14 protein-coding genes are annotated in these 16,424 nt (G+C 66.8%); 10 read left to right on the forward strand and 4 right to left on the reverse strand.

All coding sequences use genetic code 11. The annotated features are described in order from the left end of the window. Positions 1-117: 117 nt before the first annotated feature. Entirely contained in the window at positions 118-1,068 is a 951-nt protein-coding gene (locus tag LV475_RS07245; RefSeq protein WP_136866022.1) for a LysR family transcriptional regulator, read from the reverse strand. Positions 1,069-1,520: 452 nt separating this feature from the next. On the opposite strand from LV475_RS07245, the gene LV475_RS07250 reads away from it, so the two are divergent. Then, a complete protein-coding gene (locus tag LV475_RS07250) occupies positions 1,521-3,185 on the forward strand; it encodes an NADH-quinone oxidoreductase subunit L (protein WP_250106063.1) in 1,665 nt (554 codons plus the stop codon). 31 nt (positions 3,186-3,216) lie between these two features. Next, positions 3,217-5,709 carry a YbcC family protein gene (locus LV475_RS07255; RefSeq protein ID WP_250106064.1) on the forward strand — a complete coding sequence of 831 codons (2,493 nt, stop codon included), beginning with the start codon at positions 3,217-3,219 and terminating at the stop codon, positions 5,707-5,709. Positions 5,710-5,781: 72 nt separating this feature from the next. On the opposite strand, the gene LV475_RS07260 is transcribed toward LV475_RS07255, so the two are convergent. Then, positions 5,782-6,183, reverse strand: coding sequence for a hypothetical protein (locus LV475_RS07260; protein ID WP_250106065.1), 402 nt, complete (start codon positions 6,181-6,183; stop codon positions 5,782-5,784). A 169-nt stretch (positions 6,184-6,352) separates the two neighbouring features. On the opposite strand from LV475_RS07260, the gene LV475_RS07265 reads away from it, so the two are divergent. Beyond that, positions 6,353-7,099 (forward strand): carbonic anhydrase, encoded by a 747-nt coding sequence (locus LV475_RS07265; protein WP_125198673.1) that lies wholly within the window; start codon positions 6,353-6,355, stop codon positions 7,097-7,099. A gap of 114 nt (positions 7,100-7,213) precedes the next feature. Here the strand turns inward: LV475_RS07265 and cynS are convergent, their stop codons facing one another. Beyond that, the gene (gene cynS, locus LV475_RS07270) at positions 7,214-7,657 is read right to left on the reverse strand and encodes a cyanase (RefSeq protein ID WP_125198672.1); all 444 of its coding nucleotides are present in this window, start codon (positions 7,655-7,657) and stop codon (positions 7,214-7,216) included. A gap of 364 nt (positions 7,658-8,021) precedes the next feature. Here cynS and LV475_RS07275 point away from each other — a divergent pair, with 364 nt between their 5' ends. The 6 genes from LV475_RS07275 (at position 8,022) to LV475_RS11145 (ending at position 13,064) form a co-directional block, all read left to right on the forward strand. After that, the gene (locus tag LV475_RS07275) at positions 8,022-8,585 is read left to right on the forward strand and encodes an OsmC family protein (RefSeq protein ID WP_136866017.1); all 564 of its coding nucleotides are present in this window, start codon (positions 8,022-8,024) and stop codon (positions 8,583-8,585) included. Positions 8,586-8,643: 58 nt separating this feature from the next. Next, the gene (locus LV475_RS07280; RefSeq protein ID WP_211238763.1) at positions 8,644-9,795 is read left to right on the forward strand and encodes an acyl-CoA dehydrogenase family protein; all 1,152 of its coding nucleotides are present in this window, start codon (positions 8,644-8,646) and stop codon (positions 9,793-9,795) included. A 28-nt stretch (positions 9,796-9,823) separates the two neighbouring features. Further along, entirely contained in the window at positions 9,824-9,994 is a 171-nt protein-coding gene (locus LV475_RS07285) for a hypothetical protein (RefSeq protein WP_156573527.1), read from the forward strand. Beyond that, positions 9,981-11,384 (forward strand): FAD-dependent oxidoreductase, encoded by a 1,404-nt coding sequence (locus LV475_RS07295; RefSeq protein WP_284047251.1) that lies wholly within the window; start codon positions 9,981-9,983, stop codon positions 11,382-11,384. Before LV475_RS07285 ends, LV475_RS07295 begins: the two co-directional genes overlap by 14 nt. A 63-nt stretch (positions 11,385-11,447) precedes the next feature. Then, complete coding sequence (locus LV475_RS07300; RefSeq protein WP_136866015.1) at positions 11,448-12,305, forward strand: sulfurtransferase; 858 nt, start codon at positions 11,448-11,450, stop codon at positions 12,303-12,305. Between the two features lie 111 nt (positions 12,306-12,416). Continuing rightward, positions 12,417-13,064, forward strand: a complete 648-nt coding sequence (locus LV475_RS11145) for a glutathione S-transferase family protein (RefSeq protein ID WP_136866014.1) — start codon at positions 12,417-12,419, stop codon at positions 13,062-13,064. 29 nt (positions 13,065-13,093) lie between these two features. On the opposite strand, the gene LV475_RS07310 is transcribed toward LV475_RS11145, so the two are convergent. Continuing rightward, positions 13,094-14,788: a sigma 54-interacting transcriptional regulator gene (locus LV475_RS07310; protein ID WP_136866013.1), complete on the reverse strand. Its 1,695-nt coding sequence runs from the start codon at positions 14,786-14,788 to the stop codon at positions 13,094-13,096. Between the two features lie 259 nt (positions 14,789-15,047). Between LV475_RS07310 and LV475_RS07315 the strand changes: the two genes are divergently transcribed. Continuing rightward, complete coding sequence (locus tag LV475_RS07315) at positions 15,048-16,424, forward strand: ABC transporter substrate-binding protein (RefSeq protein ID WP_136866012.1); 1,377 nt, start codon at positions 15,048-15,050, stop codon at positions 16,422-16,424.

Consider the following 16,424-nt stretch of genomic DNA (forward strand, 5'->3'; position numbering starts at 1 on the left):
GGGGCAGAATCCCGGTGCTTGCCGAGTGGTTGGGATAAGGCGGCGAGACTTTACCACGACGACCGGGCCGACTGGTGGCGGCCGGCCACGTTTCGTCTTGTCCTTTTTCGGCGCCGCTCAGCCAATCTTGAGGTAATCGCCGCCGTGTTCCTTGAGAAAGGCCAGGAACTCGCGGGCGATGACCGACAGGGCCTTGCCGCGCGGGTAAACGATGTTCCAGTAGCGCTCCAGCGGGAAACCCTCGACGTCGAGCTTGACCAGCGGCCCGGCCTCGCTCTCCAGGTTCAGCGCGTGCTCGGAGACCACCGAGACGCCCAGTTGCCCGACCACGGCGTGCTTGATCGACTCGTTGCCCTCCAACACCAGCCGTTGGCGGAGCTTGAGCCCGTGCTGGGCGAAGTGCTCTTCGACCTTGTGCCGGATGCCTGAGCCCGGCTCGCGCATGATGAACGGCTCCTCGGCAATGCGCTCGATCGGGATGTTGCGCTCGCGGGCCAGCGGGTGGTCGCGGTGGGCGATCACCACCAGCGGGTTGGGCGCGAAGGGAATCAGCTCCAGGTCCAGCCCACTGTCGGGCACGTGGCCGATGATGTAGAGGTCCGAGAGATTGTCTTCGATGCGCTTGAGGAGCGTGTCGCGGTTGGAGACCTTGAGCTCCATGTCGATATCGGGGAACTGCTTGGCGAAATCCCCCATCGCCAGCGGCGCGAAGTACTTGGCCGTGGTGATCACCGACAGGCGCAGTCGCCCCTTCTTCAGCCCCTTCAGGTCATTGAGCGACATCTCGAGATTCGACAGCGCGTCGATCACGTCACGACAGCCGCGGGCGACCAGGTTGCCGGCATCGGTGAGAAAGATCTTGCGACCGATCTGCTCGAACAGGGGCATGCCGACGGTCTCGGACAGGCTCTTGACCTGGGCCGAGACCGTCGGCTGGGTCAGAAACAGCTCCTCGGCCGCCCGCGTGAAGCTACCCAGCCGGGCGACCGCCTCGACGATCTCGATCTGCCGCAGGGTGGCGTGCCGAAGGAGATACCGCGCCTCCGATTGCCGGGTGTCGTCAGCCATCATGCCTCTCCTTCACCTGTTCGTTTCGTTGCATAGAACCGATTCTATGCAACAGCGGGCCGAAGATCGATCCAGGGCCCGTATCTCGCGCCCGGCCGGGTCGATGGAGGCGCCGCACGAAGGCACCTCACACCATCGTTTCCATTGGAATTATTCATCGACCTCATTGACCGAAATCTATCCATAGAGTCACACCGGCAGAACCATTGCCCAGCGTCTATTAATAGAGCAAAGGCCGTCATGGCGGGCCTAGCGGCACATTTCGAGGCCCCGACACACGATTCATTGCCCCGAAGGCCATGCGGAAATCCGCGCATAGATCACGATCAATAGATCACTTCGGGAATTCGTATTGGTGATCGATCGCGCCCATCTCTACCTTTCGTCCTGCCGGCGGGACCGTCTGGACTCCTCCAGCGGACCCGAACCACCAGCCCGACCGGAGGGACACCATGAACACACTGACCAACTGGCCGCTTGCCGGCACCCTGCTCGCCCTGATGCCGCTGCTCCTGCTGATCGCGGCGATCCCCGCCACGGCCGCGGGCGTGGCGGCCGCGTCGCGCTATCGTCGCCGTGTCCGCTGGGCGGCCATTGGCGCGTTGACGCTGGCGATTGCCGCAACCGTCGTCTTCCTCGCGGGCGACCGGGCGCCGCTGACCCTCGCCGCCCTGCCCCTGCCGGGTGACATCGGCGCGCTGGCGCTGTCGATCCAGGTCGACCAGCTGACCATGGCGCTGGCCGTGCTGGTCGCGCTCGTGGTCACCCTGATCGCCCGCTACAGCGAGAAGTACCTCGACGGCGACCCGCAGCAGGCCCGCTTCTTCCGCCTGCTCGCCCTGACCGCCGGCTTCTTCCTGCTGGTCGTGATCTCGGCCAACCTCGCGCTGTTCACGCTGGCGATCATCCTGACCGGCTTCTCGCTGCACAAGCTGCTGCTGTTCTACCCGGATCGCCCGCGCGCGGTCATGGCCACGCACAAGAAATCCCTGTTCAGCCGCAGCGCGGACGCCTGCCTGGTCGGCGCCACCCTGCTGATCGGCCACCAGGTCGGCAGCCTGCAATTCGACGCGATCGCCGAGTGGGCCCATGCCCAGAACGGCATGCCGATGGGGATGCACGCCGCGGCCTTCCTGATCGTGCTCGCCGCGATCCTCAAGAGCGCCCAGTTCCCATTCCACGGTTGGCTCCTGCAGGTGATGGAGGCGCCCACCCCGGTCTCGGCGCTGATGCACGCGGGCATCGTCTACAGCGGCGCGATCATCGTGCTGCGCACCAGCGAGTTCCTCGCCGCCCAGGGCAGCGCACTATTCCTGCTCGCGATCATGGGCCTGCTCACCCTGGTGATCGCCTCCCTGGTCATGCTCACGCAGACGGCCGTGAAGTCCTCGCTGGCCTGGTCGACCACCGGCCAACTCGGCTTCATGCTGCTCGAGCTGGGCCTGGGCCTGTTCGCGCTGGCCCTGCTGCACCTGGTCGGCCATTCGCTCTACAAGGCGCATGCCTTCCTCGCCGCCGGCAGCATCCCCGACCAGTTGCGCCAGCCGAAACCGGCCGCGCGCCGCCGGGTGGGCTTCGGCACCTGGGCGGTCACGATCGTCGCCAGCCTCGCCTTGACCGCGGCACTGGCCGCCGTGCTGGGCCTCTCGGTGAGCCACGAGCCGGCCCTGATCGCCCTGATCGCGATCGTCGCCCTGGCGGTGGCCCAGCTGGTGCTCAAGGCGATCATCGTCGCCCCGGGTGCGGCCGGCATCGCGCGGGCCGCGGGGCTGGCCGCGATCATGGCGGCGGTCTACTTCGCGCTGCACGAGGCATTCGTGACCCTGTTCGGGCCGACGGTCGCCGGGATCCCCGACACCCTGACGCCGGCCTACGGCCTGATGCTGGCGCTGACCACCATCAGCTTCCTGTTCCTCGCCTGGCTGCAGGGACCGGGGCGCGAGCACTTCAACGGCTCGGGCCGCAAGGGGCTGTTCGTCCACCTCTACAACGGGCTGTACGTCGACTTGTTGGTCGAGCGCGCCGCGCATCGCCTCTGGCCGCACAAGGTCGGTCAGCACCGCTCGCGCCATGACGCGCTCAAGGCGCAAACGCCCGTCACTACCACCCAATACTGATTCGCCGGATATCTACCGGGAGGACACGGCCATGACACTGGCAACGCAGACCCAACAGCACAACGCCCAGACGTCTCGCACGACCGGGCGGCTCGCCCTCGACCACGTCCGCGAGCTGGCCGACGCGGCCGGGCGCAAGATCGCCCCGCTCTGGCCGCTGGACTCGTTCGTCGCGGTCAATCCCTACCTGGGCCTGATCGACCAGCCGTTCAGCGAGGCGGCCGGCTACCTCGGCGCGATCGCCGGCGAGCGCACGGTCATGGACCACGAGTGGTACGCCCAGCGCTGGCGCGACGGGCGACTGGCCCGCACGCACATCGAGCGTGCCGTCGAGCACCTGGGCCACCCGGTCGGCGTCGAGACGGTCATCAAGGCACTCGAGGCCCCCCACCGGAGCAGCACGCCGATCCCGATGCTGGTCGAGATGCTCGACCGCCCGGGTGCGGCGCCGATCTCGATCTTCGTGGTCGACCAGATCAGCCACTTCCTCGCCGCCCACTTCGACCGCGGCCAGGCGATCTGGAGCGCCCCGGACGAGAGCGAGTCGCTGTTCACCGCCTGGCGCGAGTACACCCTGATCGATCGCAGCGCCCGTGCCGCCGGGCTGGGCGAGGCGCGCCGCCACCTGAAGGCGGTGCCCAGCGAGCCAATCGAGGCGATCGCCTGGGCGATCGAGATCCTGCAATTGCCGGAGTCCGTGCATGCCGACTACCTGTTCGCGGCACTCAAATCGGTCAACGGCTGGGCGGCCTACTGCCGCTACCGCCTGTGGGGCGCCGAGCTGACCGCTGGCAGCAACGAGGACCTCACCGACCTGCTCGCCGTGCGGCTGGTCTGGGAGGCGCTCGCGCTCCAGTCCACCGACAGCGCCGCGATTCGTCGCGACTGGCAGCGGGAGATCGAACGCCACCACGAGGCGATCGCCGCCGCCGAGAACGAGGCGGTGATCGACGAGGTCATGCTCACGGCCACCGAGATCGCCTTCCGCGACCCGGTCATCCGGCATTTCCGCCAGGCGAGCCCTGCCGCGCAGACCGACGCGGCGCGGCCGCCGGTACAGGCGGCCTTCTGCATCGACGTGCGCTCGGAGGTCTTCCGTCGTCACCTGGAGACCAGCTTCCCGGGCGCGCGGACCATCGGCTTTGCCGGTTTCTTCGGCGTGCCGCTGGCCTACCAGCGCCTGGGCGAGTCGCAGTGCCGCACCCACACCCCGGTGCTCTTGAACCCGGGCGTGACCGTCGCGGATCGCGCCGAGGGCGGCGACCAGGCGGGCGAGGAACTGGCCGCGCGTCGTGAACAGCGCATCGGCAATGGCCTGTCGTGGAAGCAGTTCAAGCTCTCGGCGGCCTCCTGCTTCACCTTCGTCGAGTCGGCCGGCCTGACCTACATCCCGAAGCTGATCGGCGACACGCTCGGCTGGCACACCCCGGCCCCGCCGCCGGACCAGGCCGGGCTGAGCGACGAGGAGCGCGCCCGCATCCACCCGTCGCTCGCCTCCGAGGCCGACCTCGAGGCCCGCGTGGGCATGGCCGAGGGCATCCTGCGCGGCCTGGGCCTGACCGAGTCGATCGCGCCGATCGTGCTGCTGGCCGGCCACGGCAGCACCACGACCAACAACCCGCACCGCGCGGGCCTGGATTGTGGTGCCTGCGCCGGACAGACCGGCGAGGTCAGCGCCCGGGTGGCCGCCGACCTGCTGAACGACCCGGCGATCCGGGACGGGCTGGTCGGGCGTGGCATCGAGATTCCCGCCGACACGCATTTCGTCGCCGCGCTGCACGACACCACCACCGACGAGGTCGACCTGCTCGACCTCGACGAGGGGGCGGTCGATCGGACAAAGCTCGACGAGTTGCGGCAGGCGCTGGTTCAGGCCGGTGACCTCACCCGCCTGGAGCGGCTGGTGACATTGCGCGAGAACCTGTCCGACAGCCCGGCGGATCGCGAGGCCGCGCGCAAGGCCGTGGCCCACCGCGGGCGCGACTGGTCCGAGGTCCGCCCGGAATGGGGCCTGGCCGGCAACGCCGCCTTCATCGCCGCGCCGCGCGAGCGCACCCGCGGCCTGGATCTGGCCGGCCGGTCGTTCCTGCACGACTACGACTGGCGCCGTGACGAGGGCTTCGGCGTGCTCGAGCTGATCCTGACCGCCCCGCTAGTGGTGGCGAGCTGGATCAACCTGCAGTACTACGGCTCGACGGTCGACAACGAGCGCCAGGGCTCGGGCAACAAGGTGCTGCACAACGTCGTCGGCGGCCTGGTCGGCGTGCTCGAGGGCAACGGCGGCGACCTGCGGGTGGGCCTGTCGATGCAGTCGCTGCACGACGGCGAGAACTGGCGCCACGAGCCTCTGCGCCTGTCGGCCTTCGTCGAAGCGCCGGCCGAGGCGATCGACGACATCATCGCCGGCAACGAGACCCTGCAGCACCTGGTGGGCAATCGCTGGCTCACCCTGCTACGTCTGACCGACGAGGGCGACGTGCAGCGCCGCCGCGGCCCGGGGGACTGGGTCAGCGAAGCGGCGTAAGCCAGATGCAAAACGACAAACGGCGCGGAATCATCCGCGCCGTTTTTTGTTCAAATCCCGGGCCTCGATGACTCAGTCCGCCACGCTGCCCCGTACCGGCGCCGATACGAACCGTCGCCATACCAGCCGCCAGGTCAACGGCTCGCGGCGATTCCACGGCAGCAGCGAGACCAGGCGGGCCATGGTGCAGTAGCCCACCAGCACCTGCGCCCAGGTGCCGATCATGGGAATCCAGAACAGCCAGCGCATCGCCTCGGGCAACGCGAGCAGCAGCAACAGCAGGTAGAAGAACCGCACCTGCACCGGAAAGGCGGTCAGGCGATCGGCGCGCAGGGAAAAATGGGCCAGGTTGATCACGGTCAACCCCACGGCCAGCCACAGCCCCACCGGGTCGATCAACAGCCCGACACTCAGCAGCACGGCCGTCACCAGCCAGTACCACCACTCGAGATCCTTCACGTCCAGCATCAGCATCGTCACTCTCCTTGTCATGGGTTCGAGGCACGGCACGAGGGTAGCGGGCTTTTTATTAGCAGTCTATGCACTTGGACCAAAAGCGTTCACCGTTCCGGGAACTAATAGCCTGGCTACCTAGTCGCATCTGAGCGATCATCCGCCAACCACAACAAACAAGGAGTCCCACATGCGAATTACTCCCGGAACCATTGCCGTAGTGGTCGCCACGTTCGGCCTGCCCCATCACGCCATGGCAGCTGACGCCACTCACTGGAGCTACAAGGGCGATGCCGGCCCGGACCAGTGGGCCTCGCTCGACCCGGCGTACTCGAGCTGTGGTGACGGCGTGAACCAGTCGCCCATCGATGTAACCGCATCCTTGTCGGCGGATCAGTCAGCCCCGACATTCGACTACAGCGACGGCGGCACCCACCTCGTCAATAATGGTCACGCCATTCAGGTCGACTACCAGAAAGGCAGCACCCTTACGCTCGACGGCCGGGACTTCCAGCTCAAACAGTTCCATTTCCATGCCCCGAGCGAGCACACCATTGATGGGAAACATTTCCCGCTGGAAGTGCATTTCGTCCATGCCGACCCGGACGGCAACCTAGCCGTCGTGGCCGCGCTGTTCGAGGAAGGAGAAGCCAACGACGCGCTCGAGCCGCTCGTGAAGAAGCTCCCCGGCTCGGCAGGCGAAGAGGTTGAGCTGGATGCCGCGTTCAACGCGGCCGAACTGCTACCTGCCGGAACCGAACATTATCGTTACAACGGTTCGCTGACCACGCCGCCCTGCAGCGAGGGTGTCCGCTGGGTGGTCATACAACAGCACCCCACCCTCTCCACCGAGCAGATCACGTCGTTCGAGAAAGCGATCGGCACGGAGAACAACCGGCCGGTTCAACCGATCAACGCCCGGGTCCTGATCGACTGATCGCGTCGGCAAAGCCGATCCCGGTGGACGGATCGCCATCCGCCGGTCATGTAAAAAGGGCGCGTCTCGGACGCGCCCTTTTCACGTTCGGCTCGCGGTTCCGTCGCGAGCGGCCTACCAGGATTTGTAGGGCAGGAACTTGCCGTTCATGGTGATCACGACGCGATCGCCGGCGGGGTTGACCTCGCGGTCGACGTCGAGCGAGAAGTCGATGGCACTCATGATGCCGTCGCCGAATTCCTCGTGGATCAGCTCCTTCATGGTCGAACCATAGACGCCCACGACCTCGTAGAGGCGATAGATGAGCGGGTCGGTCGGCACGGTCTGTTCCCAGGTCTTCATGGGGCAAGCCTCGATCGCGGCCTTGGCCTCGGCGGGCAGTTCGAGGATCGCGATCAGCTTGTCGGCGAACTCGGGCTTGAGGCTGTTCATGCCCAGACAGGCCGAGGTGACGAACGTCGGGGACAGGTCTACGCCACTGGCGATATCGGCCCAGGACAGGCCGAGCGCGGTCTTCTTTTCCAGGATCAGGTCGGTCAGTGCTTGCTTGGTCATCATGAGGGCATCTCCGTCAAGGGATATCGGGTTTGTAGTCGTGACCGCCAAGGCCACTGTCCCCTGTCGTTACAAGAAGCCTGCCAAGCAGCACTTATCCTTTTGTATCCGACACTTACGCATTCCATCAGCGCACTAACACGCCGCCAGCCCGACATTGTCCGCCCCACGCCGGCGAAAGCCCCGACATTGTCCGACAATGCCTGCCCCACCCTGGGGCAGCGCCATGCACCAGCCCTTCCAAACGGCGCCACAACGCCATTTCCGGTTCTTGGCACAGCCTCTGCAATGCAGTAGGCGACGGCGGGACTCGTCGAGCGAGATCCCGGCCCACGTCCAAGCCAATCCAGAACCGGAGTGAATACTCATGAGCACAGCAACCGCCCAACCCGTCGCCCCGTCCTGCATCCGCCAGGCGATCAAGGAAATCGATGCCGACGGCCTCAATGCCCTGAGCGAGAAAGGCAAGGCCAACCCGGACGCGGTGGTCACGCTCAAGGCGAAGACCGTCTGTGAAGGCCGTTTCCGCAACCTGACCTACATCCGTGATCTCGACCCGGTGGTGGTCGACGAGCCGCCGCACCTGCTGGGCGACGACACCGCCCCGAACCCGTCCGAGGCCTCCCTGGCCGCGCTGGGCGCCTGCCTGGCCGTCGGCGTGCACGCCAATGCCACCGCGCGCCAGATCAAGATCAGCAAGCTCGAGCTGAACATGGAAGCGGACATCAACGTCACCGCCGTCTGGGGCACGGGTGACCTCGACGAATCCAAGCCGCTGGGCTTCACCGCCATCCGCGTCTACTTCGACGTCGAGACGGTCGACCCGATCAGCCAGGAAGACCTGCAGGATCTGCTGGACACCGCCGAGAAGTGGTCTCCGGTGGCCAACACCATGACCCGTCCGGTCGACCTCTCCTGCCATCTCGCCTGATCGCCGAGACGTCGTCCAATCGGCCCGGTCCGCCGGGCCTTCTACCGGAGGTGATCCCATGAATCTCGCCACCCACGACACCGTGGCGGCCCGTCCCACCGTGGCCCCGCCCGACGTACCGGCGTTCCTGAAAACCGACGCGGCGCCCGACCTCGACACAGTGATTCGCCGCGCCCTCAAGCCCAAGGTGATCGCGATCGATCACGGCGAATACCCCGCCGACCTGTTGCACGAAATCGGTGCGGCCGGAGCCTATCGCCACCACCTCGCCTCACAGAACCCGGCCGGCATGGATATCGCCGCGGCCATCGACGACATGGACCGCATCTCGGCCGAATGCATGTCCACCGGCTTCATGACCTGGTGTCAGGACGCCGTGGCCTGGTACGTCGAGAACTCCGACAACCAGCACTTGAAGGACACCGTCCTGCCGAAGCTCGCCAGCGGCGAACTGCTCGGTGGCACCGCCCTGTCCAACCCGATGAAGTACTTCGCCGGCATCGAGGACATCCTGCTGCACGCCGAGGAGACCGCCGACGGCTTTATCGTCAACGGCAACCTGCCGTGGATCTCGAACCTGGGCGAGCACCATGTTTTCGGATCGATCTTCCGCGTCGAAGGCGACAACCCGCGCGACGTGATGGCGCTGGTACACACCGACACGGCCGGGCTTTCCATCAAGCAACTGGTCGAGTTCTGCGGCATGGAGGGCACCGGCACCTACGCCCTGTTCTTCGAGGATGTCTTCATCCCCAAGAACGAGATCATTGCCGACCCGGTCGGCCCGTTCCTGCAACGCATCAAGGCGGGCTTCGTCCTGCTTCAGGCGGGCATGGCCACCGGCGTGATCGAGGGATGCATTCGCCTGTGCGAAGACGTCGAGCCGCGCCTGGGGCACATCAACGCCTACCTCGACGACCGCCCCGACGAACTGCGCGAGGCCCTGGAAGACACCCGCGCCCTGGTGCGCGAACTCGCCACCGACGTGCACAACCCCGACCCGGCCTATTTCCGCCAGGTACTGGAACTGCGACTGGCCGGCTCCGAGCTCGCGCTGCGCGCGGCCAACAGCGCGATGCTGCACACCGGCGCGAACGGCTACCTCGTCGATGCCCCGGCCCAGCGCAAGCTGCGCGAGGCCTATTTCGTCGCGATCGTGACCCCGGCGATCAAGCACCTGCGAAAGGAAATCGAGGCGTTGATCGACTGATCCCATGTGCCGCTACCCGGTCATTGCCATGCCTACCCCACGGATGCGCGCCGTCTTGCCGCTCATGTTCACCGGCAGCCTGCTCGCCTGGCTCGGTATCGCCGCGATCGACGTGACCCGGCCCAAGGCCGAGCCGCGTCCCCCAACGACCGTCTACGAACTGAACGAAACCAAGGTGACCCGCCATGAACACGCCTGACGACGACATCCGCTGGATCTGCACCGTCTGCGGCTGGATCTACGACGAGGACGAGGGCGACCCGGACAGCGGCATCGCACCGGGGACCCGCTTCGAGGACATCCCCGACGACTGGTACTGCCCGCTGTGCGGGGTGACCAAGGCCGATTTCATGCCCCTGCACGAGTACGCCGCCCAGCGCGCCGCGCAGAACGGTGCCCCGCGGCCGCGCGCGGCACAGGGCGGCGTGGGCGGTCCGGACTCGGTGGTCATCGTCGGCGCCGGCATCGCCGGCTGGACGGTCGCCGAAGAGCTTCGGGCCCGCGACCCCGACCGCCCCATCACCCTGATCAGCAACGACGAGGCGGCCGCCTACACCAAGCCGGGTCTGTCGATGGCGATCAGCCAAGGCCGCGCCCCGGAAGATCTCGTCGAGCAGAGCGGGCCGGCCAAGGCCGCCGAACTGGGCATCACCCTGCAACCGAACACCTCGGTGCTGGCGCTGAACACCGACGGCAAGCGCCTGCTGACCACCCGCGGCCCGGTCCACTACGGGGAGCTGGTGCTCGCCCTCGGTGCCCGCCAGCGCTTTCGCGCCTTCGACGGCGATGCCGCCCCTCGCATCACGCGGCTCAATCATCTCGCCGCCTACCAGCGCCTGCGCGCCCGTCTCGACGGCGAACCGCGCCACGTCACCATCATCGGCGCCGGGTTGATCGGCGTGGAACTGGCCGAGGATCTGACCGCCGGCGGCCATCGCGTCACCGTGCTCGATCTCGGCGAACGCCCGCTCGACCGGCTCGCCCCCGCGCCGCTGGGCGACGAGCTGGGGCGGCATCTGGCCGCCAAGGGTGTCGACTTTCGCCCTGGCATCAGCCTCGCCCGCGTCGACCCGGCCGACGAGCGCCTGAAGGTCACGCTGACCAACGGCGGGGAAATCCGCACCGACGAGGTGATCTCGGCGATGGGGCTGGTGCCCAACACCGATCTGGCCAACCGCGCCGGGCTGGTCACCAACCGCGGCATCCTCGCCTCGGCGCAGACCATGCAGACCAGCGACCCGCACGTCTACGCCGTAGGCGACTGCGCCGAGATCGAGGAGCGCAGCTATTTCTTCATCGAGCCGATCCGCCGCATGGCCACGACCGCCGCCGCGGCCCTGAATGGCGACTGTGAGCCATTCGAACACCGCCCGGCCGCGATTCGCGTCAAGACCCCCAGCCTGCCGATCATGCTCTGCCCACCCGACCGCCGGCTTGCCGACCTGGGCCGCTGGACCCCGCACACCGTGGCCGAGGGCCAACGCAACGACTTCGTCAGCCGCGGCCAACTCGCCGGCTACGCCCTGGCCGGCAAGGCGGTCAGTGAACACGAATCCCTTTACCGGCGCGTCACGGGACGCGTCAGTTGAGGTGGTCCCACCCATCGACCACCGCCTAGCCACCCACCGGGCCAGAAGCCCCAGGAGCACCCCATGAGCAACCCCCTGATCGAACCGCAGGATCTCAAGTCACTCGATCCCGGTGCCATCGTGCCGATCGACACGCGCAGCCCCGAGGCCTACGCCGCCGGGCATCTGCCGGGGGCGATCAACATGCCGGAAATCTTCACCTTCCTGGCCACTTCAACCCCGGAAGGGCTGGCCGAACTCGAACAACGGTTCAGCGACAAGTTCGGTGCAGCCGGGCTGGATGGCAACAAGGTGGCCGTGCTCTACGAGGACGCCATGGACACGGGCTTTGGCCAGTCCTGTCGCGGCCTGTTCCTGCTCGAACACCTCGGCTACCCCAAGGACAAAATCAGCATCCTGCACGGCGGCTTTCAGGGTTGGGTGGCAGCCGGCCTGCCGGTCAGCACCGACTCACCGGCCCCGGTGGCCGCCGCCTTTCCGCTCGACAGCAGCGCCAGCGACGTCATGCTGGACAAGGACGACGTGCTCGCGGCCCTGGAGCGCGATGACGTGGTCCTGCTCGACGTGCGCGACGTCGACGAGTGGATCGCCGAGAGCTCCTCGCCCTACGGCAAGGATTTCTGTCCGCGCAAGGGGCGTCTGCCTGATGCCAAGTGGATCGAGTGGTATCGCTTCATGAAGCCCGGCGACGTCGCACGCTTCAAGTCACCGGCCGAGATCCGTGCCGAGTGCGACAGCGTCGGCATCTCGCCGGATTCCGAGGTGTTCCTGTACTGTTTCAAGGGCGCGCGGGCGTCGAACACGCTGGTCGCCCTGCGCGCGGCGGGCATCGAGAACGTGCGCCTGTACTTCGGCTCCTGGAACGAGTGGTCGCGTGACCCGAGCCTGCCGATCGAGGAAGGCCTGCCCTTCGTGGCCTGAACCTGACGCGCCCCTGCGGCGCCAAGGCATTTCAGTGGGGCCCGGCATGCCGGGCCTTTCTTCTGCGGGCCGAACGGACGTCCGCCCCGACCCACTCCCGGAGACACCGCCGTGAGTTCGATTACGCTCTACGACTTCCCCCTGTCCGGCAACTGCCACAAGGTGCGACTGCTGCTCTCGATGCTCGATTTGGAGTATGAGCGCGCGCCCATCGACGTCGTCGCCAAACAACCCGCCTCGCCCGAATTCAAACGCATCGACCCGCGCGGCCAGGTGCCGTTCCTGGTCGACGGCGAGGTGCGCATCTGGGACTCGATGGCGATACTGATCTATCTCGCACGTCGCTACGGCACCCGCCGATGGCTCCCCGACGAACCGGCCGCCGAGGCGGCCGTGATGCAGTGGCTGGCCGTAGCCGGTGACGAACTCCTCTACGGCTTGGCCCGTGCCCGCGCCGTCTGGCGGCTCGGTGCCCCATTCAACCGCGAACAGTGCCAGCAGGAGGGACGCGCCGGGTTGGCGTTGATGGAGCAACGCCTCGAACAGGCCGACTGGCTCGCCGCCGACCATCCCACCATCGCCGATCTGGCCTGCTACCCGTACGTGGCACTGGCCGACGAGGCCGGCGTGTCGCTGGCCCCCTACCCGGCCATCGGCCAGTGGATCGCACGGGTCGAGGCCCTGCCCGGCTACCTGCCCTTGATCGAACAGAAAGACGGAAACGCAGGAAAAGCGTCACCGCCACCAGCTTCTTCCTGACCGCGACCACTTCCGGGAAACACCCCCGCTCACCCCCCTTGCAAACCCAGCTTGTCCAGGCGGTAACGGAACTGCCGGGTGGTCATGCCCAGCCGAGAGGCGGCCTGGGTCTTGTTGCCTCCGGTCGCTTCCAGGGCCGCCAGCAGGGCATCGGCCTCGTCTTCGCGCACCCAGCGGTAGGCGCGCCCGGGCGGCTGCCCATGTGGTGACCCGGGCGATGACCCTGGCGATGACGACGGCGCGTGGTCAGGGCCCGTGTTCCCCGCTCCCATGCCCGCGGGGTCCCCCGGCCCCGGCGTCGATGCCGACGGCTCCGGGCGACCACCGGCCTCAAGGTGATCGGTGACGTGCGACTCGTGGGTCAGGATCAGCTCGATATCGGCCACGGTGATCCAGCCGTTCTGGGCCACCAGTACCGCGCGCTTGATCACGTTCTCCAGTTGCCGGATGTTGCCCGGCCAGTTGTAGGCGGCCAGTCGATCGAGCACGCCGGCCTCGAACGTGGCGTTGCGGTCGAACTCCTGGCTGGCGACCTGCAGGAAATGCCGCGCGAGCAGCTTCACGTCGCCGTCGCGCTCGCGCAGCGCCGGCAGGTGGATGGGAAAGACGTTCAGCCGGTAGAACAGGTCGATGCGAAAGCGTCCCTGGTTGACCGCCTCCTGCAGGTTCTTGTGGGTGGCGGCAATGATGCGCACATCCACCGGCACGTCCTTGGTGCCACCCACCCGGTGGATGGTCTGTTTTTCCAGCACGTGCAACAACTTGGACTGCAAATCGAAGGCCAGATCGCCGATCTCGTCGAGGAACAGCGTGCCGCCGGAGGCCAGTTCCACGCTGCCCTTCTTGGCCGACACCGCCCCGGTGAACGCGCCCTTCTCGTGACCGAACAATTCCGATTCCAGCAGCGCATCGGGGATGGCCGCGCAGTTAATGGCGATGAACGGCCCGTCGCAGCGGGGGCTGGTCAGGTGCACCATGCGCGCGAAACGCTCCTTGCCGGTGCCCGACTCGCCGTTGAGCAACACGGTCGCCTGGGTCGGCGAGACATGCAGGGTCTGGCGAAAGGCCTGACGCAAGGCCGGGCTCTCGCCGAGGATGCCGTGACGCGCCTCCTGGTTGCTCGACAGGGCCTCACGCAGGGATTCGTTCTCCTCGGCCAGCGCGGCGGTCTGCTCGCGGATCAGGTCGTCGACTTTGAGCACGCGCGCAATCAGGGCGGCCATGATGCGCAGCAGCGTGATGTCGCGGTGCAACGGGCGGTGGCGCTCGCGGATGCGGTGGGCACCCAGCACGCCCATGGGCTGGTCCTCGTTGAGGATCGGCACGGCCAGGAAGGCGACCGTCTCGGGCGGCAGGGTGTCGCGCTCGACCGCGCGGGTGAGGTAGACCGGCTCCTCGTCGATGTCCTGGACCACGGCCACCTGCCCGGTACGCATCACCCGCCCGGTCACGCCCTCGCCTACCCGGTAACGGCCGCGGTCGCGCTCGTCGGACGAGAGCCCGTAGGCGTAGCGGATCTCCATGAACTCGCCGCTGGCATCGGGGAGTACCACGCGCCCACGGTTGAGGCCGGTGATCTGCGAGAGCAGCCGCAGCATCCGGCCGATCACGGTATCCGGGTCGTTCAGGTGCGAGAGCCATTGCGTGGCCTCGTGAACGACCAGCAGTTCGGCATCGGCACTGTCGGCGCGTGCCGACGACTGGAGGGCTTGGGCGTCGCTCATGGGGGCTCCGGGTCTGAAGGAATGACATTCCCGGAAGTGCAAGAAGCGGACCTAAGACTTTGTCCGCCATTGGCGGGCATTGCGCGGCGATACGGCCCTCACCGACGCACCAAGAACGGGATCGATCCCCCGCCACCGCTCCCTCCTGGTGCGAAAATGCGTCATTTTCGGCCAATTCGCGTTGATCTGGCGCAAACGAGCGGTGTGGCACGGCATCTGCAATCTCGAGGTCGTCACTCACCGACCCGAGAGCGAAACCATGTCCACATTCGATAACCCGTTCGATCCCGACCAGTCACTGCACCGCGGCTGCACCTGCGGCAAGCACGCCAGCCAGGCGGACCACAATGCCGCCATCGGCGCCAGCCCGAACCCGACCGACGAAGAGGCCGCCCTCAACCGCGCCGTGGAATCCTCGGTCATGCGCTCGCTGTTCCCGGAAGATCGGACCCGTCGCAACTTCATCAAGGCCGTGGGCGTGAGCACGGCGATGGCCGCCGTCTCGACCTTCTTCCCGATGGCTGCCGCCAAGGCCATTGCCGCCGATCCGGCCGGGCCGCTGGAGAAGAAGAAGCTCAAGGTCGGTTTCATCCCGATCACCTGCGCCACGCCGATCATCATGGCCCACCCGATGGGCTTCTACGAGCGCGAAGGCCTCGACGTCGAGGTGGTCAAGACCGCCGGCTGGGCACTGATTCGAGACAACGTCGCCAATGGCCAGCTCGACGCCTCGCACATGCTCTCGCCGATGCCGATCTCCGCCTCGCTCGGGGTCGGCGCGCGTCAGCAGGACACCTACGTCGCCACCATCCAGAACATCAATGGCCAGGCGATCACGATGCACAACAAGCACAAGGAGAATCGTGATCCGAGCAACTGGAAGGGCATGACCTTCGGCATCCCCTACGACCACTCGATGCACAACCTGCTGCTGCGCTACTACCTCGCCGAGCACGGCGTCGACCCGGACCAGGATGTCCAGCTCAAGGTCATCGCCCCGCCGGAGATGGTCGCCAACCTCAAGGCCGGCAATATCGACGGCTTCCTCGGCCCCGAGCCGTTCAACCAGCGCGCGGTCTACGAGGGCGCCGGCTTCATCCACGTGCTGTCCAAGGATCTCTGGGACGGCCATCCCTGCTGCGCCTTCGGTGCAACCAGGAGCTTCGTCGAGGAAAACCCCAACACCTTCTCCGCGCTGTTCCGCGCCATTGCCAGCGCCACGGTCTACGCGCACAAGAAGGAAAACCGCCCGGAGATCATCGAGGCGATCGCCCCGGCCAACTACCTCAACCAGCCGAAGATCGTGCTCGACCAGGTGATGACCGGCCGCTACGCCGACGGGTTGGGCAACATCATCGAGGAGCCCGAGCGTGCCGACTTCGACCCGTTCCCGTGGGAATCGATGGGCGTGTGGATCCTCACGCAGATGAAGCGCTGGGGCTACATCGAAGAAGAGATCGACTACGCCGACATCGCCGAGGAGATCTTCCGCGCGACCGACGCGCGCCAGCGCCTGGCCGAGATGGGCCTGCCGGCACCCGAGATCAACAGCAAAAAGCACATGATCATGGGCAAGGAATTCGACCCGGCACGCCCGCAGGCATACCTCGAATCGTTCGAGATCGGGAGGGCCTAA

Origin of the sequence: Guyparkeria hydrothermalis (genome assembly GCF_023555375.1) — a bacterium.
In the GTDB taxonomy this organism is placed as follows: domain Bacteria; phylum Pseudomonadota; class Gammaproteobacteria; order Halothiobacillales; family Halothiobacillaceae; genus Guyparkeria; species Guyparkeria hydrothermalis.

Bases quoted from the DNA above. Each gene is read 5' to 3' on its own strand.
- cynS (WP_125198672.1), bottom strand. From the start codon at position 7,657: ATGATGACCAAGCAAGCACTGACCGACCTGATCCTGGAAAAGAAGACC.
- LV475_RS07245 (WP_136866022.1), bottom strand. From the start codon at position 1,068: ATGGCTGACGACACCCGGCAATCGGAGGCGCGGTATCTCCTTCGGCAC.
- LV475_RS07285 (WP_156573527.1), top strand. From the start codon at position 9,824: ATGCCTACCCCACGGATGCGCGCCGTCTTGCCGCTCATGTTCACCGGC.
- LV475_RS07295 (WP_284047251.1), top strand. From the start codon at position 9,981: ATGAACACGCCTGACGACGACATCCGCTGGATCTGCACCGTCTGCGGC.
- LV475_RS07300 (WP_136866015.1), top strand. From the start codon at position 11,448: ATGAGCAACCCCCTGATCGAACCGCAGGATCTCAAGTCACTCGATCCC.
- LV475_RS07280 (WP_211238763.1), top strand. From the start codon at position 8,644: ATGAATCTCGCCACCCACGACACCGTGGCGGCCCGTCCCACCGTGGCC.
- LV475_RS07315 (WP_136866012.1), top strand. From the start codon at position 15,048: ATGTCCACATTCGATAACCCGTTCGATCCCGACCAGTCACTGCACCGC.
- LV475_RS07265 (WP_125198673.1), top strand. From the start codon at position 6,353: ATGCGAATTACTCCCGGAACCATTGCCGTAGTGGTCGCCACGTTCGGC.
- LV475_RS07275 (WP_136866017.1), top strand. From the start codon at position 8,022: ATGAGCACAGCAACCGCCCAACCCGTCGCCCCGTCCTGCATCCGCCAG.
- LV475_RS07310 (WP_136866013.1), bottom strand. From the start codon at position 14,788: ATGAGCGACGCCCAAGCCCTCCAGTCGTCGGCACGCGCCGACAGTGCC.
- LV475_RS07250 (WP_250106063.1), top strand. From the start codon at position 1,521: ATGAACACACTGACCAACTGGCCGCTTGCCGGCACCCTGCTCGCCCTG.
- LV475_RS07260 (WP_250106065.1), bottom strand. From the start codon at position 6,183: ATGCTGATGCTGGACGTGAAGGATCTCGAGTGGTGGTACTGGCTGGTG.
- LV475_RS07255 (WP_250106064.1), top strand. From the start codon at position 3,217: ATGACACTGGCAACGCAGACCCAACAGCACAACGCCCAGACGTCTCGC.